17 protein-coding genes are annotated in these 20,215 nt (G+C 64.0%); 4 read left to right on the top strand and 13 right to left on the bottom strand.

Annotated features, from left to right (window positions below; genetic code table 11):
- Nucleotides 1-76: 76 nt before the first annotated feature.
- The 4 genes from AB4Z20_RS17650 to AB4Z20_RS17665 are packed head-to-tail and all read right to left on the bottom strand — an operon-like array spanning nucleotide 77 to nucleotide 4,092.
- Nucleotides 77-1,078 (bottom strand): lysylphosphatidylglycerol synthase domain-containing protein, encoded by a 1,002-nt coding sequence (locus AB4Z20_RS17650; protein WP_258689515.1) that lies wholly within the window; start codon nucleotides 1,076-1,078, stop codon nucleotides 77-79.
- Nucleotides 1,065-2,363 (bottom strand): cardiolipin synthase ClsB, encoded by a 1,299-nt coding sequence (gene clsB, locus AB4Z20_RS17655; RefSeq protein WP_320389526.1) that lies wholly within the window; start codon nucleotides 2,361-2,363, stop codon nucleotides 1,065-1,067. Before clsB ends, AB4Z20_RS17650 begins: the two co-directional genes overlap by 14 nt.
- Nucleotides 2,360-3,169 (bottom strand): endonuclease/exonuclease/phosphatase family protein, encoded by an 810-nt coding sequence (locus tag AB4Z20_RS17660; protein ID WP_442090316.1) that lies wholly within the window; start codon nucleotides 3,167-3,169, stop codon nucleotides 2,360-2,362. The genes clsB and AB4Z20_RS17660 overlap by 4 nt, the downstream gene beginning before the upstream one ends.
- Nucleotides 3,166-4,092 (bottom strand): DUF72 domain-containing protein, encoded by a 927-nt coding sequence (locus tag AB4Z20_RS17665; protein WP_253469821.1) that lies wholly within the window; start codon nucleotides 4,090-4,092, stop codon nucleotides 3,166-3,168. Before AB4Z20_RS17665 ends, AB4Z20_RS17660 begins: the two co-directional genes overlap by 4 nt.
- 323 nt (nucleotides 4,093-4,415) lie before the next feature.
- Between AB4Z20_RS17665 and AB4Z20_RS17670 the strand changes: the two genes are divergently transcribed.
- Nucleotides 4,416-6,503, top strand: a complete 2,088-nt coding sequence (locus tag AB4Z20_RS17670; protein ID WP_253469818.1) for a mechanosensitive ion channel family protein — start codon at nucleotides 4,416-4,418, stop codon at nucleotides 6,501-6,503.
- 118 nt (nucleotides 6,504-6,621) lie between these two features.
- Here the strand turns inward: AB4Z20_RS17670 and AB4Z20_RS17675 are convergent, their stop codons facing one another.
- Nucleotides 6,622-10,935, bottom strand: a complete 4,314-nt coding sequence (locus AB4Z20_RS17675; protein WP_442090317.1) for an Lhr family helicase — start codon at nucleotides 10,933-10,935, stop codon at nucleotides 6,622-6,624.
- Between the two features lie 295 nt (nucleotides 10,936-11,230).
- On the opposite strand from AB4Z20_RS17675, the gene AB4Z20_RS17680 reads away from it, so the two are divergent.
- Together AB4Z20_RS17680 and AB4Z20_RS17685 are read left to right on the top strand one after the other, a co-directional pair.
- A complete protein-coding gene (locus tag AB4Z20_RS17680) occupies nucleotides 11,231-12,115 on the top strand; it encodes a sugar nucleotide-binding protein (RefSeq protein ID WP_442090318.1) in 885 nt (294 codons plus the stop codon).
- Nucleotides 12,108-13,037, top strand: coding sequence for an NAD-dependent epimerase/dehydratase family protein (locus AB4Z20_RS17685; protein WP_442090319.1), 930 nt, complete (start codon nucleotides 12,108-12,110; stop codon nucleotides 13,035-13,037). Before AB4Z20_RS17680 ends, AB4Z20_RS17685 begins: the two co-directional genes overlap by 8 nt.
- Nucleotides 13,038-13,174: 137 nt before the next feature.
- On the opposite strand, the gene AB4Z20_RS17690 is transcribed toward AB4Z20_RS17685, so the two are convergent.
- The 5 genes from AB4Z20_RS17690 to AB4Z20_RS17710 all read right to left on the bottom strand — a co-directional run bounded on the left by AB4Z20_RS17690 (nucleotide 13,175) and on the right by AB4Z20_RS17710 (nucleotide 17,370).
- Entirely contained in the window at nucleotides 13,175-13,873 is a 699-nt protein-coding gene (locus AB4Z20_RS17690) for an OmpW/AlkL family protein (RefSeq protein ID WP_003206048.1), read from the bottom strand.
- A gap of 244 nt (nucleotides 13,874-14,117) precedes the next feature.
- The gene (locus AB4Z20_RS17695; RefSeq protein ID WP_253469813.1) at nucleotides 14,118-14,636 is read right to left on the bottom strand and encodes a DUF3299 domain-containing protein; all 519 of its coding nucleotides are present in this window, start codon (nucleotides 14,634-14,636) and stop codon (nucleotides 14,118-14,120) included.
- An 11-nt stretch (nucleotides 14,637-14,647) separates the two neighbouring features.
- Nucleotides 14,648-15,913, bottom strand: coding sequence for an ABC transporter permease (locus AB4Z20_RS17700; RefSeq protein WP_003206044.1), 1,266 nt, complete (start codon nucleotides 15,911-15,913; stop codon nucleotides 14,648-14,650).
- 1 nt (nucleotide 15,914) lies between these two features.
- Entirely contained in the window at nucleotides 15,915-16,625 is a 711-nt protein-coding gene (locus AB4Z20_RS17705; RefSeq protein ID WP_024617591.1) for an ABC transporter ATP-binding protein, read from the bottom strand.
- Between the two features lie 160 nt (nucleotides 16,626-16,785).
- Complete coding sequence (locus AB4Z20_RS17710; RefSeq protein WP_253469810.1) at nucleotides 16,786-17,370, bottom strand: DUF2796 domain-containing protein; 585 nt, start codon at nucleotides 17,368-17,370, stop codon at nucleotides 16,786-16,788.
- Nucleotides 17,371-17,490: 120 nt separating this feature from the next.
- Here AB4Z20_RS17710 and AB4Z20_RS17715 point away from each other — a divergent pair, with 120 nt between their 5' ends.
- The gene (locus tag AB4Z20_RS17715; protein ID WP_253469807.1) at nucleotides 17,491-17,853 is read left to right on the top strand and encodes a hypothetical protein; all 363 of its coding nucleotides are present in this window, start codon (nucleotides 17,491-17,493) and stop codon (nucleotides 17,851-17,853) included.
- 117 nt (nucleotides 17,854-17,970) lie between these two features.
- Here AB4Z20_RS17715 and trxA read toward each other — a convergent pair whose 3' ends face one another.
- From trxA to AB4Z20_RS17730, 3 genes are all read right to left on the bottom strand, one after another.
- Nucleotides 17,971-18,843 carry a thioredoxin gene (gene trxA / locus AB4Z20_RS17720; protein WP_013694317.1) on the bottom strand — a complete coding sequence of 291 codons (873 nt, stop codon included), beginning with the start codon at nucleotides 18,841-18,843 and terminating at the stop codon, nucleotides 17,971-17,973.
- 184 nt (nucleotides 18,844-19,027) lie between these two features.
- On the bottom strand, nucleotides 19,028-19,681 hold the full coding sequence (locus tag AB4Z20_RS17725) for a class I SAM-dependent methyltransferase (RefSeq protein WP_442090320.1): 654 nt from the start codon (nucleotides 19,679-19,681) through the stop codon (nucleotides 19,028-19,030).
- A complete protein-coding gene (locus AB4Z20_RS17730; RefSeq protein WP_092225533.1) occupies nucleotides 19,678-20,142 on the bottom strand; it encodes a YbaY family lipoprotein in 465 nt (154 codons plus the stop codon). The genes AB4Z20_RS17725 and AB4Z20_RS17730 overlap by 4 nt, the downstream gene beginning before the upstream one ends.
- Nucleotides 20,143-20,215 lie beyond the last annotated feature (73 nt).

Here is a 20,215-nt window from a genome sequence, read left to right on the forward strand (position 1 = left end):
CGAGCAAGCTCGCTCCCACAATGAACTCCCCTGTGGGAGCGAGCTTGCTCGCGATGGGGCCAGGCTAGGCAAACCCTCACTTGAGCCCAGGCTTGACCCGCAACGCCTTGGCCTTCGCCTCGATCACCAGATACATCACCACGGTAATCAGCAACGGCAGGATGAAGTAGATCGCCCGGTAGGCGATCAACCCCGCCAGCAGGCTACCCCGGGACACTTCGTGTTGCAGCAGCGCAACGAACACCGCTTCCAACACCCCGAGCCCCGCCGGAATGTGGGTGATGACCCCGGCAATGCTGCTGATCAGCAACACCCCGAGCACCACCGGATAATCCAGTTTGCTGGGCAGCAACGTGAAGATCACCGCCGCCATCAACGACCAGTTCAACGCGCCCAGCGCCAGTTGCAGCACCGCCATGCGCAGTGAAGGCAGGTTGATTTCCATGCCGCGAACGGTCCAGGCCCGGCGCTTGGAAAATCGGCAGGCCACCAGGTAACCCGCGCTCACCAGCAGCAACAGCGCGCCGACGCCTTGCAACGCATCGCTGCTGAGTTTCCAGCCCGGTGGCATGGTCACCAGGCCGCTGCTGAACACCACGCCGGCCAGGGTCATGTAGCCGAACCAGTTGGTGGCCAGGCTCAGGCCGAGGATCTTGGCAATGTTTCCGGTGCTGACCCCCAGCCGCGAATACAGCCGGTAGCGCATGGCGATGCCACCGACCCAGGCGCTGAGGTTGAGGTTGAACGCGTAACTGATCACCCCCACCGGCAAGATCTGCCGCCAACCCAGTTTCTGGCGGATGTAGGTGCGGCCGATCAGGTCGAAGCAGGCATAGGTGATGAAGCTGGTGATGGTCAGCGCGGCGGCGATGATCAAGGTGCGCACCTTGAAATCGGCCAGGGTGGCGAACACCTCCGACCAGTCGATGCGTCGGGCCAGGGTGGTGAACAGCACGATCAACAGCAGGAAAAACGCCAGGGTCAGCGGTCTTTTCCAGCGGCTCCAGCGGGATTTTGGCTTGGACTGTTCCGGCGCATGGGCATCTCTCGGCGCGGCGTGCGCTTCAGAGTGGTTCATGGGGTTCGCTCCGGACCGCCGTCGGCGGCGAAAATGGTTTCAGACGCGGTTTATGGGCCGGCAGCCAGCCGGCCCAGGCCGGGAAATGGCGCAAAAAGTGGAACACCATGAAACCGATGGTCATGCGCCACAACAGGCCCCGGGGGGCGTGGTCCTTGGGCATCGCGGTGCAATGGTTGCGGCTCAGGTAGTCGAGGCGCTCGAACAACTCGCGGTTGAACGCCCGGTCGCGGATCAGCACGTTGGCCTCCAGGTTCAGGGACAGGCTCAGTGGGTCGAGGTTGCTCGAACCCACCGTGCTCCAGTCCTCATCCACCAGGGCGACCTTGCCGTGCAGCGGTCGCTCGCAATATTCGTAGATCACCACGCCGGCCTTGAGCAGGTAGCTGTAGAGCATGCGCGCGGCGAGCTTGGCGATCATCATGTCCGGCTGGCCCTGCAGGATCAGCCGGACTTCCACGCCGCGCCGTGCCGCGTTGCGGATCTCGCGCAGCAACCGGTAGCCAGGGAAGAAATAGGCGTTGGCGATCACCACCCGCCGCTGGGCACTGCGCAGCACTTGCAGGTAGACCTCTTCGATGTCGCTCTGGTGTTCGTGATTATCCCGGTAGACCAGGCGCACCTGGCCGTCGTGGTCGTTGAACGCCAGCTCGTTGCGGCGGCTGCGGCGGCGTTGCCACCAGTATTTGGCCCGGGCGGGCCGGCCACTCTGCAACAGCGCGAAGTGGTGGATATCCACCACCGCCGGGCCTTTGACCTCCACGGAATAGTCCTGCTTGGCCTCGGCGCCGAAATCGCCCAGGTGATCGGCGGAAAAGTTGATTCCGCCGATAAACGCAATCACCCCGTCCACCACCACGATCTTGCGGTGCAGGCGGCGGAACCAGTTGGTGCGGATCCCCAGGCGCCGTGGCGCCGGGTCGAACATCTGCAGGCGCACCCCGGCGTCGCTCAACGAGGCCAGGAAACCGGTGGTCAGCTCACCGCAGCCGAAGCCATCGAGGCTGACGGTGATGCGCACGCCACGCGCGGCGGCTTCGACCAACAGGTCCCGTAGTTCATAGCCGACCTTGTCCTCGAACAGGATGAAGGTCTCCAGGAGGATTTCTGCCTCGGCCCGGCGAATGGCTTCGAAGACCCTGGGGAAATACTCTTCGCCGTTTTCCAGCAGCTTGACGCGATTGTTGCCGTGCCAGCCGTATTCGATATCGGCCAGCGCCGGGTTGCGCTCGGTGGGTGACGCCTCGACCTGCTCTACCGTCGCCTTGTTCATCGTCGCGCTCATAATTCGATCTCCACCGACAGCGGTGCGTGGTCGGAGAGGTGCGACCAGGGGCGTACGCTCAACACCTTGGGATGGCGGGCCTTGAGGTTGCGCACGTAGATGCGGTCCAGGCGCAGGACCGGCAGGCGTGCCGGAAAGCTGCGGGCCGGTTTGCCCCACTGTTCGGCGAACACTTCCCGCAGGCCGCAGGGTTCGAGCAGTTCACTGGCCTTGCCGCGCCAGTCGTTGAAGTCGCCAGCGACGATCACGGGCGCGTCGGGCGGCAGTTCGCTCAAGCGCTGGCAAAGCAGCTTGAGTTGCTCGACACGATGACCTTCGCGCAGCCCCAGGTGCACGCAAATGGCATGCACTTGCGGTCCATCGCCCGGCAGGCGCAGCACGCTGTGGAGCATGCCGCGGTTTTCATGGCCGCTGATGGACACGTCCAGGTTGTCGTGGCGGATGATCTGGAATTTTGACAGCAGCGCGTTGCCGTGGTCGCCCGCCGGGTACACCGCGTTGCGCCCGTAGGCGAACTGCGGCCAGAGGCTGTCGGCCAGGAACTCGTACTGTGGCATGCTCGGCCAGTTGCTGTAGCGCTGGGGGTGGTGTTCGTGGGTGCCGTGGACTTCCTGCAAGAACACCACATCGGCAGACACGCTGCGCACTGCTTCGCGCAGTTCCGGCAGGATGAAGCGCCGGTTCAGGGCGGTGAAGCCCTTGTGGGTGTTGACCGTCAGCACGGTGAAACGGCTGACCCGGTCGAGAGCCTGGGCCTGTTGCTGGGGCGGCTCGTGGGTCGCTTCGCTGGTTTCCGGGCGGTTCATGGCAATACCCCTTCGGCCGGGCGCTCGCCGGGCGCGGTGGCGAGGTCCTTGTCCAGGTGGAAGTGTTCCAGCAGGTGGCGTGCGTCATAGGGCGCGCGGACTTTGATGTCGTTGTCGAAATAACAGAACACTTCCCGGCTTTTGCGGGCCCGGGGCTTCTTGTCGGGGTCGATCAGGTGGGCGTCGGCGGGCTGCTTGCCGTGGCTCCAGGCCTCGATCCGGTCGCCCCAGCGCTTCAACGCCTCGTCGGTATAGCCGCTGGCGTACAGCTGCTCGGCGCCGTGCAGGCGCAGGTAGACGAAATCGCTGGTGACGTCTTCGCGATAGGGCCATTTACCGGCGGTGTCGGCAATCACCAGGGCCACGTCGTAGCGCTTGAGCAACGTGACGAAGTGCGGGTCGACAAAGCTGTCATGGCGTATTTCCACGGCGTGGCGCAGTGGGCGCTTTTTGTCAGTGGTGGTGCTGGCGTGGCCGTCCAGGCGCGGCTCGTGCTCGCGGGCCAGGGCAGCGGCACCTTCGGTGTCGTGGGGCAGTTGCTTGAGGAAGTCTTCGAACAGCTCGGGGTCGAATTTGAAGCTGGGCGGAAACTGCCAGAGGATCGCGCCCAGCTTCTCCTTGAGCTCCAGCACGCCGGAGGCGAAGAAATTGGCCAGGGGCTTGCGGATGTCCCGCAGGCGCTTGATGTGGGTGATGAAACGCGGCGCCTTGACGCTGAACACGAAGCCGGGCGGTGTCTCGGCGTACCACTGGGCATACCGTTCGGGGCGTTGCAGGGCGTAGAACGATCCATTGATTTCGATGCTATTGACCGCTCGCGAGGCGAATTGCAATTCCCGTTTCTGGGTCAGCCCCTTGGGGTAGAAATCCCCCCGCCAAGGCGTGTAGCGCCAGCCGGAAATACCAATGTGGATCGCCGTCATGAATCCCTCCCGTGCCAATGACCTCGTACTGCCTGTGTCTTTTGATGACTGTCGTGCGGCCCGGAAAGTTTCGATGGGGTGCCCAGCGGCGAGAAAGCCTATTGAGGCGAGGCTATCTTCCTGCAGGACTGCGCCTGTAGGAGCTGCCGAGTGCAACGAGGCTGCGATCTTGTCCCAGACAGTTGAGTCGCAAGCGAAAGCTCAAGATCAAAAGATCGCAGCCTTCGGCAGCTCCTACAGACCTTTACATTCCGCCAAAACCGAACTTGCCCGCCCGTTATTGATCAGTTCCTTACCGATCCCGTGTGAAGGAGCCTCGCGTTTTGTCTCGATTGAGCACTGTATTGCTGCTGTTCCTGCTGGCGATGACCGGCACCAGCGCCTACGGGACCGCCGCTGTCCCTGGCACCTCCCAGCCCAGTGAAGCACCCGCCGAACCCGCGCCGCTGGTGCAGGGCGGTTTATTGGGGGCCATCAGTTCGAGCATCGACGATGTCCAGGACAAGCTCGACCTCAACCAGAGCCTGGTGGATGCCTGGCGCCTGCGGGCGGATCGGGCGGCGGATGAGGTGGACCGGCTGGTGGACCAGACGTCCCGTTCGTCCTGGCGCGTGGCGGGGGATTTCCTGTTGTTGTCGAGCGTCTGGATCGGCGCTTTCGCACTGATCTGGTCGGCCGCGCGGCTGCTGCTGCGCCATCTGGGTCGGCGCCGCTGGTTGCGCAGCCGCCAGCGCCTGCGCGACCTGCTCGGTTATCTGCTGCCGTACACCGCTGCGGCGTTGATCTGCCTGCCGCTGACCCTGTACGTCAGCCACTTCTTGCAGGTGTCGGTTGGTCGCGCCCTGGCGCTGTGTTTCGCCTACGCCACCAGCAGCGGCATTTTCTCCACTTCGGTGTTGCTGTGCGTGATCGTGATGTTCAACGCTGGCCACAAACGCCGGGCGGTGGCGATGATCCGGCGTTTCAGCCCGCGGCCGTTGTTCCTGATCGGTTTTCTCGCCGCCCTCAGCGATGCCCTGACCAGCCCGCAGATCGCCCGGCAACTGGGCGGTAACATCACCAGCAGCATCGCGGTGTTCACTGGCCTGTTCGCCTCGGTGATCTTTGGCTGGCTGGTGATTCGCATGCGCCGGCCCGTGGCGCACCTGATCCGCAACCGCCCGCTGGCCCAGCGCTTGAAGCAACCGGCCTTGCAGGAGTCGCTGCGGATTTTCTCCGGGCTCTGGTATTGGCCGATCCTGTTGATGGTGCTGGTGTCGGCGGTGAGCCTGATCGGTGTCGGCGAGGACAACCAGAAAGCCCTGCGTTGTGCGCTGTTCACCACCATTCTGCTGATCGCTACGGTGTTCCTCAGCACCGTGTTCCAGCACGTCTTCAAGTCGCCCAAGGCCGAGGCCATCCAGCGCAACAGCGCCTACAAGGGCCGCCTGTTGAGCCTGCTGCACGCGTTGTTGCGCATCGTCATGGCGGTGGTATTCATTGAGGTCCTCGGGCGGATCTGGGGCATTTCCCTGTTCGAGTTCGCCTCGCGCAACGCCATAGGCCGGGCGATCAGTGATTCCTTGAGCCGCATCGGCCTGATCTTCCTGATGACCTGGCTCACGTGGGTGGTGCTCGACACGGCGATCCAGGAAGCCCTGAAACCGCCGCTGAACAAGCGCGGGGCCCGCCAGCCCAGCACCCGGGTCAAGACCATCCTGCCGCTGTTGCGCAACGCGGCGAAAATCATCCTGGTGGTGATTTGCGCAATCACCACCATGGCCAACCTGGGCATCAACGTCGCGCCGTTGCTGGCCGGTGCCGGGGTGGTGGGGCTGGCGATCGGTTTCGGTTCCCAGCAACTGGTGCAGGACGTGATTACCGGGCTGTTCATCATCATCGAAGACACGCTGTCCATCGGCGACTGGGTGGTGCTCAGCTCCGGCCACGCCGGCACTGTCGAAGGCCTGACCATCCGCACCCTGCGCCTGCGCGACGGCAAGGGTTTCGTGCATTCGGTGCCGTTCGGCCAGATCAAGGCCGTGACCAACCAGTCCCGGCAATTTGCCTTTGCGTTCTTCTCCGTGCAGTTCACCTACGACACCGACGTGGACCAGGCCATCGAACTGATCCGCGAAGCCGGGCGTTCGATCGCCGAAGACCCGTTCCTCAAGTTCAACCTGCAAGGGCCGTTGGATGTGTTTGGCGTGGACAAGATGGACCTCAACGGCGTGGTACTCACGGCGCAGTTCCGTACTGTGTCGGGTGGGCAGTATGCGGTGAGCCGGGCATTCAACCAGCAGTTGAAGAAGCTTGTGGATAACCACCCGGCGGTGCATTTTGCGCAGACTTATCCACAGCAGGTGGTGTTGCCCAAGCGGTTGGTCGAGGAGCCGAAGGCAGGGGAAGAATTGCCTGATCAAGCGCATTGATCGTTCCCACGCTCTGCGTGGGAATGCCTCTACGGACGCTCCGCGTTCGGCCTCTTGGGGACGCGGAGCGTCCCTGGCTGCGTTCCCACGCAGAGCGTGGGAACGATCATGTGTCTGGCTAAAGGTGTTGAATCAGCTTGGTGCGAATTTCTGCCATCCCTTGGGCATCCAACTCCACCCAAAGATGCTGCTTGCCGGCAATCTGTGCCGCCACCGGCAACCCATCCCGATACACCAGCCGATTACTCGCCAATGCCGGCACTTTCGCCCCAGGCAGCAAGGTGCCGGCCAAGTTCAGCGGGTCGACGCCGCACACCGCCACCAGGCTGCCATCGGTGGGGCGGCGGCGGGTTTCGCGCAGCAGCGGGATGGCTTCGGGCAGGGCGAATTGTTCGCCCGCCAGGCCGCTGACAAAACGCCCGCCACGAATCTCGCCCCGCGCCTCCAGGCGATGAAAGGTGCGCAGCAGCTCGCGCCAACTTGGCAGCCAATCCGCCTCCCGCTCCAGCAAGCGCCAGAACACCACGCCGTAACGGCGCAGCAGGGTCATGGCGATGTGTTCCAGGGTGTCGGGCGGTGTGGGCGCGGGACGATTGCCCTCCGCAGGCGCGGGCTGGCTGCGGCGCAACAAGGCCCAGCGCCCGGCGTCGTCCATGCCGCCGACAAACGCGCCGCGCCCGCGCCGGCTGCTGCGGGCCTGGCGTTTGCTGGCGGGGGTGATCAGCGCGCGCAAGCCGGCGAAGCTGTCGGCATTCACCCACCCGGTGCCCACCAGTTCCTGCAAGGCGATTTCCAGTTCGCTGCGCAGCAGGTGGGCTTCGTGGGCCAGTTCGTCGAAAAACAGCGCGCCGTGTTCGCTGAGGGCCTGATGGACTTTTTGCGTCTTGGGTGACAACTCATCCAGGGCCGTTTGTCCGGCCAGGCTGCTCCACAACGCCACCTGACTGCGCGGCAGCAACACCACCGGCGTGCTGCGCAGGGCGCTGGCGGAAGGCTTCTGGCGCGCGCTCAGGCGCGTCCATACCCACTTGCCACTGCGGCACAACTCATCGAGCCAACTGGGCGAATAGTCCTTGATCCGCGCCGGCAGCAGGTCGCTGTCCCAGGCTGACGCAGCGGCCGGGAAGCCTTCGAACTGGCCCAGGATCGACGGCAGCACGGCATTGCCCCGACCTTGGCTGGACGATGACAGGTGTTGCCAGTCGAACAGGAAGCGCATGAAATCCTGCAGCATCACCGGCTCGATTTCCCGGCGCAGGCGCTTGACCGTGTAGCGATGGATCCGCGCCAGCAAATGCCGTTCGCACCATTCCTCCTGGCCGGTGCCCGGCGTGAACCGTCCGCGCAGCACATAGCCTTGTTGTTCAAGCTGCGCCAGGGCCTGGGTGACCTGCGGCGTCGACAACCCCAGCGGGTAGGCGATGGCCTTCAACGGCAGCGGGCCAAAGGCACTGAGCCGGGCGCGGAGCACTTCCACCAGGGCTTCGTCGCTGGCCCAGGCTTCATCGAAACCGGCCAGGGGCGTCAGCGCCGGTTGCCAGCGGGCCTGTGGATAAAGGGCTTGCAGGCAGGTCAGGCGCTCCAGCGGCACCCACAGACCACGCTCGGCGCTGATCTGCAGGTGACTGGCGCGACCACTGGCGGCCAATGCCTGCAACCAATCCAGCCACGGCGCGTGGGCGTCGGCTTCGCTGTCGGCGATGCAGGCCAGACTCATCAAGGCTTCATGCATCTCATCGAGATTGGCTGGCGTCGGCCAGGCCTCATCGCGGACCGACTGGATGGCTTCGGCGTCCAGTGCGCCAAGGTCGTCGGTGGCCTGTGGATCGCTCCAGCGCCGGTTGATCACCGCTTGGGTGCGCCGTTCTTCCAGCGGCGCGTCGTCGAGAAAGGTGTAGGGCCGGGCGCTGAGGATTTCCGCCGCCAGCGGTGACGGCGCCGGCAGGTCGCGGCTGATCAGGCGAATCTCGCCCGCTTCCATGCGCCGCAACAGCGTCAGCCAGCCTTCGCTGTCCATGGCTTCGTGCAGGCAATCGTCGAGGGTCTGTTCCACCAGCGGATGGTCGGGGATCTCACGCTCGCCGGCGAGGTTTTCCAGGCAGGCGATCTGGTCTGGAAACACGCTGGCGATCAGGTCTTCGCTTTTCATGCGCTGGATCTGTGGGGCGACTTTGCGCCCGCCGGCGTAGCGCGGCAAGGCCAGGGCCACGCCAGCGTTCCAGCGCCAGCGCACGCCGAACAGCGGCGCATCCAGCACCGCCTGGACCAGGATCTGCTCGGCGCTGTGGCTGTTGAGGTAGCGCCACACTTCGTCCAGTTCGAAGCTGTGGCTGGTGGACAGCGAGAGCACGATGGCGTCTTCACTGGCGGCGGCCTGCAATTCGAAGTTGAAGGTGCGGCAGAAGCGCTTGCGCAAGGCCAGGCCCCAGGCGCGGTTGATACGGCTGCCGAAGGGCGTGTGGATGATCAGTTGCGTGCCGCCGGACTCGTCGAAAAACCGCTCCATCAGCAACGTGTCCTGGGACGGCAATGCGCCGAAGGCCAGGCGCGCCGGGGCCAGGTAATCCACCAGTTGTTCGGCGCTGGCCAGGTTCAGTTGCAGGGTGTCGGTGAGCCAATCGAGGGCCGGTTGCAGGTGGCCCGGCGTGGCGGCCAGCAGTTGATCGAGCTGGGCTTGCAGGCGCGCCACGGCCAGGGACAATTCGGCGCTGCGCCCCGGCGCTTCGCCGAGCCAGAACGGGATGGTCGGCGGCTGGCCCTGGGAGTCCTCGACCCGCACGCGGCCGGTTTCGACGCGAATGATGCGATACGACGTATTGCCCAACTGGAACACATCGCCGGCAATGCTCTCCACCGCGAAGTCTTCGTTGACGCTGCCGATGTTCAGCCCTTGGGGTTCGAGCAGCACGCTGTAGTCGGCATTGTCCGGAATGGTGCCGCCGCTGGTCACGGCCGTGAGCTTGCTGCCCCGGCGCCCGCGCAAGGTCCGGGCAACAGCGTCCCGGTGCAGGTAGGCACTGCGCACGCCTTGGCGGCCATTGAAGCCTTCGGCGAGCATCTGCAACAAGGCCTGATAGTGGTGGTCGTCCAGGTCTGTGTAGGGCGCCGCGCGGCGGAAATTCTCCAGCAGCGCCTGCTCCTGCCATTCCTGGCAACTGACCTCGGCGACGATCTGCTGGGCCAGTACATCCAGCGGCGCCGTGGGGATGTGCAGGATGTCGAGTTCGCCACGGCGTACGCAGTCGAGCAGGGCGGCACATTCGATCAAGTCATCGCGGGTGGTGGCGAACAGGCGTCCCTTGGGCGTGCCACCGACTTGGTGGCCGGAACGACCGACCCGTTGCAGGAATGCCGAGATCGAGCGGGGCGAGGCGATCTGGCACACCAGGTCGACATCGCCGATATCAATGCCCAGCTCCAGGGACGCGGTGGCGATCAGCACCTTCAGCTCGCCGCGTTTGAGGCGTTGTTCGGCGTCGAGGCGAAACTCTTTCGCCAGGCTGCCGTGGTGGGCGGCCACGGCGTCCTTGCCCAAGCGTTCGCTCAGGTGACGGGTCAGGCGTTCGGCCAAACGCCGGGTGTTGACGAACACCAGCGTGGTGCGGTGTTCCCGGGCCAGCTCGGCGAGGCGGTTGTAGACCAGTTCCCACACGTCATTGGCCATCACCGCCGACAGCGGCACTGGTGGCACCTCGATGTCCAGGTCCCGGGGGCGGGCGTGGCCGATGTCGACGATTTCACAGGTGCGTCCCTCACCGACGAGAAAACGCGACACCGCTTCGATGGGCTTTTGCGTGGCGGACAGGCCGATGCGCATCAGCTGCTCGGCACACAGGGCTTGCAGGCGTTCCAGGCTCAAGGCCAGGTGGCTGCCGCGTTTGCTGGCGGCGATGGCGTGGATTTCGTCGACGATGACCGTGCGGGTGCTGGCGAGCATCTGTCGGCCGGAATCGGAGCCGAGCAGCACGTAGAGCGATTCGGGGGTGGTCACCAGAATGTGCGGCGCGGTCTTGCGCATCGCCGAGCGTTCTTTCTGCGGCGTGTCGCCGGTACGCACGGCGGTGGTGATGTGCAGGGGCGGCAAGCCCATTTTTTGCAATTGCTCGGTGATGCCGGCCAGGGGATTCTGTAGGTTGATCTGGATATCGTTGCTCAGGGCCTTGAGCGGCGAGACATAGACCACCAGGGTCTGGTCCGGCAGGCCGCCCTGTTCCAGGCCGCGATGAACCAGGTCATCGAGCACGGCAAGAAACGCCGTCAGGGTCTTGCCCGAGCCGGTAGGCGCCGCCACCAGGGTCGAACGACGCTGGCCGATCAACGGCCACGCCCGGGCCTGTGCGGCCGTGACCGCCGGGAAGGTCTGGCTGAACCAGGCGCGAACGGCGGGGTGAAAGCCGGCCATGGCGTGGTTGGCTGCAAGGGGCAGATTCATGGGGGCAGTTTAGGCGGGTGGGGTGGGGAAGATGCAAGTACCACTTGAAACCTTCATTGCCTGCCAGGCCGCTATCGCGAGCGAGCTCGCTCCCACAGGGATAGCATGGGCACCTGAGATCCCCTGTGGGAGCGAGCTTGCTCGCGATGAGGGCCTCAAGACCTGCACAAACCCGGCGATCTGCACTTTACGGATGACGGTTGCGCACTAAACCCGCAAAATGCAACGATTCCGACAACGCCTGCGGGCGTTGTCGACCAAATTCTTGTGCCAATAGACTGGGCCTGCTGACTTTATGCGAATGCGCCTTATGTTACTGGGCGGCGGAAATGCCCTTGGGCAGGCGCTGATTCGCCTCGGTGCAGAAGAAGACATCGGTTTTCTTGCCCCCCGCCCGCCCGAAGACGGTTGGGATGCCGCGAGCCTGACGCAACTGCTCGACGACACCCGCCCGGACGCCTTGATCAACCTGGCGTACTACTTCGACTGGTTCCAGGCCGAGGCCGTCAGCGAGCAGCGCCTGGCCAGCCAGGAGCGCGCTGTCGAGCGCCTGGCCGGGCTGTGCCAGCATCACAACATCGTCTTGCTGCAACCGTCGAGCTATCGCGTGTTCGATGGCTCCCGCGCCACGGCCTACAGCGAGAAAGACGAGCCCGTGCCCCTGGGCGTACGCGGCCAGGCGCTGTGGCGGATCGAGCAAAGCGTGCGCGCCACCTGCCCGCAACATGTGCTGCTGCGGTTCGGCTGGCTGCTGGACGACAGCGCCGATGGCATCCTCGGGCGTTTCCTGGTCCGGGCCGAACAGCCTGAAGAGCTGTTGCTGGCCGACGACCGCCGGGGTAATCCGACGCCGGTGGACGATGCCGCGCGCGTGATCATCTCGGTGCTCAAGCAACTCGATTGCGCGGCGCCGCTGTGGGGCACCTACCATTACGCCGGCCACGAGGCGACTACGCCGCTGGCATTGGGCCAGGCGATCCTCACCGAAGCCCGCGCCCTGCATCCGCTGGCCATCGAGTCGCCCACCCCCCAGGCCCACGCCGCACGGCCGGACGCCGCGGAAGAACCGCAGCACGCGGTGCTGGCCTGCAAGAAAATTCTGCACACTTTCGGGATCAAGCCCCGCGCCTGGCGCGCGGCACTCCCGGGCTTACTGGATAGGTTTTATCGCCATGGCTGAAGGCCCTGTTTTAATCACCGGCGGTGCGGGTTTCATTGGTTCGCACCTGACCGACGCCTTGCTCGCCAAGGGCCATTCGGTGCGCATCCTCGATGATCTGTCCACCGGCAAGCGCAGCAACCTGCCGCTGGACAATCCGGCGCTCGAACTGATCGAAGGTGACGTCGCCGATGCCGCGCTGGTGGCGCGGGTCATGGCCGGTTGCAGCGCCGTGGCGCACCTGGCGGCGGTGGCCTCGGTGCAAGCTTCGGTGGACGACCCCGTGCGCACCCACCAGAGCAATTTCATCGGCACCCTGAATGTCTGCGAAGCCATGCGCCAGAGCGGTGTGAAGCGGGTGCTGTTCGCCTCCAGCGCAGCGGTCTACGGCAACAACGGCGAAGGCGAGTCCATCGACGAAGAAACCCCCAAGGCCCCGCTCACGCCGTATGCCTCGGACAAACTGGCCAGCGAGTTCTACTTCGACTTCTATCGTCGCCAGCACGACCTGGAGCCGGCGGTGTTCCGCTTCTTCAACATCTACGGCCCGCGCCAGGATCCGTCCTCGCCGTATTCCGGGGTCATCAGCATCTTCAGCGAACGGGCGCAGAAAGGCCTGCCAATCACTGTGTTTGGCGACGGTGAGCAGACTCGGGATTTTGTCTATGTCGAAGATTTGGTGGATTTGCTGGTGCAGGCCATCGAAAAGCCCGAGGTGGAAGTGGGCGCGGTGAACGTCGGCTGGAACCAGGCCACGACCCTCAAGCAGATGCTCCAGGCCCTCGCCGCCGTGGTGGGCGATCTGCCGCCGATCAGCTACGGCCCGGCGCGCTCCGGCGACATCCGCCATTCGCGGGCCGACAACCATCGGCTGTTGCAGCGCTTCAGCTTTCCCCCGCAAACCCCGATGAGCGTGGGGCTGGCGCGGTTGTTGGGACGCTGATTTTCCCGCTACCCAAAAAACTGTGGGAGCGAGCTTGCTCGCGATGACGGTGAGTCAGCCAGCAATCATGTTGACTGACCCACCGCTATCGCGAGCAAGCTCGCTCCCACAGGGATTTTTGTATCTTCAGGTTCGGCTTAGAACTTGTAGCCCAAGCCCACCATGTAGATCCATGGGTCCACATCGACATTCACCTTGGCCCGGGTACCGCCGGCCACGGCGTTGTTGTCCACATACGCGGTGGTGTCGATGTCGATGTAGCGGATCTGGCCGTTGATCATAATGTTGTCGGTCAACATGTAGTCAGCACCCACTTGCCACGCCATGCCCCAACTATTGCTCGCGCGGAAATTGCTGAAGCCGTTGGCGCTGGCTTCGCTGCCGACGTGTTCGTCGTAGATCCAGGTGTAGTTGATGCCGGCGCCGACATAAGGCTGGAACGCCGACTTGGCGTCGAGCGGGTAGTAGACCAGGCTCAGGGTCGGCGGCAGGTGTTTGAGGGTGCCGAGCTTGCCATTGGCCGCGCCCAGGGCGGTGCCTTTGATTTTCACGTCGTGCTCGAACGGCGAGGCCGCCAGCAGTTCGATCCCCAGGTTGTTGGTGATCATGTAGGCGAAGTTCAAGCCCAACTGCGTGTCGCTGCTCATGGTCGCCTTGCCACCCAGGTCGGCGCCGGCCAGCGGGCCACGGTCGACCTTGACGCTGGAGCTGTCGGCTTCCGGGTTGACGGTGATGGCACCGGCGCGAACGATGATATCGCCGGCTGTGTGAGCCTGGGCGAGTGGGGCAGCGAGCGCGAGGGCCGCGAGGGAAGCGCAGAGCAAGGACTTGTTCATGAGGGCTCCAGAGGGCATCGAAATTAGATGTCCCATGTTACGAAGCCGTCTGGTCCGGTCTTTTGACACAGCTCAATGAGTCAGGGGGTGTTTAATTGACTCAGCTCAATAAAAGCGCTGATGGGAAAATTCGAGGGAACCATCGCGAGCAAGCTCACTCCCACATTATTCGAGGAAACACGATCAACTGTGGGAGCGAGCTTGCTCGCGATAGCGATCTCAAAACCACGCATCACTCCCGGATTCACTCCGGCAGTTCATACACATAAATCTTCTGCGCCTCCATCTGATACCCGGCATCGGCCAGTTCACTGGTGGACGGCTTGACCTGCATCGACCCTTCGACCCAGTACGGTTGATACAACTCGTCGAGCTTGACCCCGACTTCGCTTTTCACATGCACGATCTGGTTGGACGGCGGTGGCGGTACGTGGATGCAGGCGCCGAAATACGGCACCAGCAAGAAGTCCGTGGTGCGACCTTCCTCGCTGACTTCCAACGGCACGATGTAGCCCGGCAAACGAATCTGCTGACCATCGAGGGCCTTGACCACCGGGGCGTTGGGCAAATCCTGCTTGGCGGCTGGGGCGGACTCGGCGGCCAGGGCATCGCTCATCTTCGACAAGTCGTGCAGCGGGGTCATGTTCGGCACTTCCGACGGCGCGTCCGGCGGGATCATTTCCGACCAGGCCAAGTCCCTCGGCTCGGCCGCCCATAGTGGCAGTGCGACCATCATCAACAGCGCAAGCAGGGCGCGGGGCATCTTCAAGGTCCTCATAGACGAATCGACAGGCCGTCGGCCAACGATTGGCGATAGGCGCGCCAGGCCGGCACGCTGCCCATCAGCAGGGCGGCGACCAGGATGCCAGCCAGCAGCGTCCATTCATATTCGCTCGGCCAGCTCAGCGGCAGGTACAAGCCGTAGGCCGACTGCACGTAACCCTGGGCGGCGGCGATGCCGATGTACAGCAAGGCCAGCCCGGCGGTGACCCCGGCCAGCGCCAGGGCGAAGGCTTCGAGCACCAGCAGCGTTGCGATGTGCCACGGCCGCGCGCCCACCGAACGCAGGATCGCCATTTCCCGACGACGCTCGTTGAGGCTGGTGAGGATCGCGGTGAGCATGCCGATCAACCCGGTGAGCACCACGAACAACGAAATCACGAACAAGGCTTTTTCCGCCGTGCCCATCAGGCTCCACAATTCCTGCAGCGCCACGCCCGGCAGGATAGCCAGCAACGGCTCGCCGCGGAATTCATTGATCTCGCGTTGCAAGGCAAAGGTGGAAATCTTGCTGTTGAGGCCGAGCATGAACGCGGTAATTGCCTGGGGCGTGAGGTCCATGTTGCGGGCCTGGTCGGCGCTGATGCGGCCATTGCCCTGGGCCGGCACACCGTTCTTCCAGTCGATGTGGATCGCCTCCATGCCGCCGAGGCTGATGTGCAGCGTGCGGTCCACCGGGGTGCCGGTGCGCTTGAGAATCCCGACCACAGTGAAGGGCTTGTCGTCGTGCTTGACCAGGCTGACCACTGCCACACCGTGGGCCAGCACCAGCTTGTCGCCGAGCTTGTAGTGCAGCGCCTCGGCCACTTCGGCACCGAGCACCACTTCGAACGGATCGGTTGCGAAAGCCCGGCCGTCGGCCAGTTCCAGATGCTGCTGGCGGCCGTACTGGTAATGCTCGAAGTAAGCCTCGGTGGTGCCCATCACCCGATAACCGCGGTGGGAGTCGCCGAGGGACATGGGGATCGCCCACTTCACTTTCGGGTTGCTGGCGAAGTGTTCGAAGCTGTCCCAGCGGATGTTGTTGGTGGCGTTGCCGATGCGAAACACCGAATACAACAGCAGGTTCACTGAACCGGAGCGGGCGCCGACGATCAGGTCGGTGCCACTGATGGTGCTGGCGAAACTGGCCCGCGCCTCGGTACGTACCCGCTCCACTGCCAGCAACAGACAAACAGAAAGGGCGATGGCAAACGCGGTGAGGATCGCGGTGAAGCGGCGGTTCGCCAGGCTGGCCATGGCTAGACGGAACAAATACATCTCAAACCTCGAGTGGCGTGGCGGCGCGATTGAGATCGGCCAGCGACAGGTTGCGGTCGAACAGCGGCGCCAGGCTCTGGTCGTGGCTGACGAACAACAGGCTCGACCCGGCCTCGCGGCATTCGGCGAACAGCAGCCGCAGGAAGTTTTCCCGGGCGTCGTAGTCCAGGGCCGAAGTCGGTTCGTCGGCGATCACCAGTTCCGGCTGGCCGATCAGCGCCCGGGCGGCGGCGACCCGTTGTTGCTGGCCGATGGACAACGAGTCGGCGCGCCGTTCCAGCAGGTTCGGGTCGGTCAAGCCCAGGTGGGCCAGCAGCGTGGCGGCGGCCTGATTGACGCTGCCGTGGCGCTGGATGGCCCGTTGTGCGCGCAGCTTGGAGAAGTGGCAGGGCAGTTCGACGTTCTCGCGCACAGAGAGAAATGGCAGCAGGTTGAACTGCTGGAAGATGTAGCCGGTGTGGTCGACACGAAAGCGGTCGCGACTGCCGGCGCCCAGCTCGGTGAGTTCCTGGCCGAGCAGGCGGATGCTGCCGCGATCCGGCGTCTGCACACCGCCGAGCAGCCCCAGCAAGGTGGTCTTGCCACTGCCGCTCGGGCCCTTGAGAAACAGCGTCTCACCGGCCTCCAGGCGAAATGCCGGGATATCCAGCAACGGTGGATGCCCGGGCCAACTGAAGCCCAGGTCGGAGAGTTCGATGAGTGCTTGGGTCATGTTTGCCGCTTCAAATAGTGGAACCTGTGGAACACCTGTGGGAGCTGAGCTTGCTCGCGATGAGGTCATTACATTCAACTTGGATGTTGACTGTCGGACCGCTATCGCGAGCAAGCTTTGCTCCCACCAGGCTTGCTCCCACATTGGGTTTTGCGGTGGATCAGAACTTCAGGGCTGGCGCCTTGGCCGTCACTTCCACGCCTTGCTGGCCGCTCGGGCTGATCAGTTGTACCTGAATTTTCTGGGTGGCCGGGAAGGTTTTGAACAGGGTCGCCAGGTCCAGGTTCTTCAGTGCACCCGGGGCGGCGCAGGTGAATTGGTAATGGGCATGGATCTCACTGTGCTCGCCGTGGTGCTCGTCGCCGTCGGCGTCTTCGTCATGCTCTTCGTGGTCCGGTTCATCGCCGAACAGCGGGCTTTCCAGTTCCTGTTGGGCCACGGTGCATTTGGCGGCGGCCGGCAGGTTGAACAACGCCAGCGGCTTGTCCAGCTGCGCGCGTACGGCGGCGACCTTGGCCTTGTCGGCATCGCTGGTGGCGGCATGTTCGAAGCCCACCAGGTTCATCGCCGGGCTTTCCAGTTCCAGCTCCAGGGTCTGGCCGTCCAGGGCGGCGTTCAACCGGCCCACACCGTGTTCATGGGCGCCGAGGCTGCCGTGCTCGTGGTCATGATCATGCTCGACCGCCGCATGAGCGACAGCCAATGGCAGCAGGGCGAACGGCAAAGCGAGAAGCAGACGACGCATGACGAGTCTCCGAAAAGGTTATGTAATCTTATAACGAAAGTGCGGAGAGTTTGACCGTCTGCTTGGCGTCGCGCAAGGGCCATGGGAGCATGCGAACATGAAATATTCAGGAGCACGGTGATGTTGCGGATACGCGGAACCGTCGGCGATTGGCCGGTGGACTTGTCGATCGAAATGGATGAGGGCGACTGGGCGCAGCTCGGCGCGCAGTTGCAAGTGGCCAAGTCCGAGAGTGTGGCGGCCCCGGCGGCCAAACCGGTGGCCAATCCAGTGAATCAGGACGATGCCCAGTGGCAGATCGCCAAGGAACTGCTGCGCAAGGCCGGGCAATTGAGCGGCCCGGACCTGCTGGAACAGCTCGAAGGCCTGACCGGCAGCGCCTCGGCGGGCAAGCGCCTGTTGGTGCGCTTGCGCCATAGCCCGGATGTAAAAGTGATCAGCGGCGGTGACACACCGCTCTACAGCTGGCACGAAAACGCGTAGGAGCGTGTAGGAGCTGACGAGCGAAGCGAGGCTGCGATCTTTACCCAGACGCTTGAATCTCAAGCGAAAGATCAAAGGATCGCAGCCTCGCTTCGCTCGGCAGCTCCTACAGAGGAATCAATACAACGCGGCGAATAGCTTGCGACGATAGGTCGTCACCAGCGGATGATCGTTGCCCAGCAGTTCGAACACTTGCAGCAAGGTCTTGTGGGGCAAGCCTTCGCTGTAGCTGCGGTTACGCATGAACAGCTTGAGCAGTGCATCGAGGGCCGCTTCGTACTGCTGGCGCGCCAGTTGCTGGATCGCCAGTTGGTACACCGCCTCATCGTCCTGCGGGTCTTTCGCCAGGCGCGCCTTGAGGTCGGCGGCGTCCGGCAGGTGCTTGGCCAGGCCGAGGAACTGGATCTGCGCCTTGGCGCCGGCGAGGGCGGCCTTGTGTTCGTCGCTTTTTACCGCGTCGAGCACGGTCTGCGCTTCGTCCAACTCACCGCGCTCGGTCAGGCAGCGGGCATACAGGATCAGGGCCTTGGCGTTGGTGTTGTCTTCACCCAGCAATACCGTGAGCAGGGCTTCCGCGTCGGCGAAACGACCGTCGTCGAACAGCGCCTGGGCCTGTTCGAATGGGTCGGCCGCAGCCGGAGGCGGCATCTGCACATGGGGTTCGAGCATGGTTCGCACGGCCGATTCCGGCTGGGCACCGGCAAAGCCGTCGACGGGTTGGCCGTCCTTGAACAACACCACCGTTGGCAGGCTGCGAATGCCGAAGCGGGCGACAATGTCCTGCTCGATGTCGCAGTTGACCTTGGCCAGCAGCAGTTCGCCTTGATAGCTCTCGGCAATGGTTTGCAGCATCGGCATCAGCGCCTTGCACGGCGCACACCACTCGGCCCAGAAATCCACCAGCACCGGTTTGTGGAAAGAGTTCGCGATCACCGACTGGTCGAAATCGGCGGTGGTGGCGTCGAAGATGTAGGGCGTTTCCTGAGTCATGGGCAATCTCGTAGAGCGCTTGAATGGGGCAACTATACGGCTTGGTGGGGGTGGCTGAAAGCGGGTGGCAGTGAGAGGTGTATTGGTTGGTAGGGCCTCATCGCGAGCAAGCTCGCTCCCACAAGAGATCTCAAGTGTTCATGCGACCCCCGTGGGAGCGAGCTTGCTCGCGATGCTTTTAAGGCTAGCGCCGCGCGTGGTACAGGCTCACATGCCGAAACTCTTCAGGCTCGGCCAGGTCCGGCAAGGTCATGGCCTGGAGCATGTCGATGCGTCGGTACAGCGGATGCTGGAAATCCCGCACCCGGGAGTCGGCCACCAGCGCCTCGCGGCCACGGCTGAGGAATTGATCGAGCAGCGGCAGGTTGGCCCGGTCGTAGAGCACATCGGCGACCAGGATCAGGTCGAAGCGATCGGCCTCGGCGAAGAAATCCGTTGAATACCCCAGCTCCACGCCATTGAGCGCGGCATTGCCCCGGCACGCGGCAATCGCCAACGGGTCGAGGTCGCAGGCCACCACCTCCAGCGCCCCGGCCTTGACCGCCGCGATGCCCGCCACGCCGGAACCGGCGCCAAAATCCAATATGCGCTTGCCCTCGACCCACTGCGGCTGTTCGGCCAGGTAGCGGGCCATCGCCAGGCCGCTGGCCCAACAGAAGCTCCAATAGGGCGGCTCGTGGAGAATGCGCCGGGTTTCTTCCGGGCTGAAGGCACGGTCCATGTTGTCGCCGTCGATCAGCCACAACTTCAAGTCGGCGCCGGGTAGCGGGCAAGCGACCAGGCGCGCGTCACCGAGCAATTCACTCAGCGCCCGTTGCAGGTCCTGCGGTGCACTCATGGCGCTTTGACGAATTGCAGGGCGCCCAGTGCCTGGGTGGTTGGTTGGCTGATGCGCTGCTCCGGCAGGTGCAGGATCAACTGGCCCGACTGGCTGGCGCGGCCGCGCAGCTCGACGCGGGCGCCGACCGGGAAGGCATCGGGGTTGAAACGCAGGCGGAAGGGCAGGGCCTGGTTGGTGCCGATCAGGCTGGAGCTGGCGAGCAATTGCTGTGGGCGGTCCTTGTCATCGATCACCAGCAACGCCAGTTCGACCTCGGCCCCGGCCGGCACGCCTTGCAAGGTGCCGCTCAATTCGCGCTGATACGCCGGCAGCGGCCCCAGCTCGGCCGCCTGGCGGGCTTTTTCCTGGGCCTGTTTCGGCGCTGGGGCCGGGGCGGGAGCGGCGGGCTTGGGGGCGTCGCTGCTGCACGCCATCAGCAGGCTGAAAAGACTGAGCAAAACGAGCGATCGTAGCGGCATGTGTGGCTCCAGCAAGGTGAATTCCATGGATCTGACGGTAAGCCCGTCTGTATACCGTAAACCCTATGGCTTG

This window comes from Pseudomonas sp. KB_12 (genome assembly GCF_052114545.1).
GTDB classification, from domain to species: Bacteria; Pseudomonadota; Gammaproteobacteria; order Pseudomonadales; family Pseudomonadaceae; genus Aquipseudomonas; species Aquipseudomonas brassicacearum.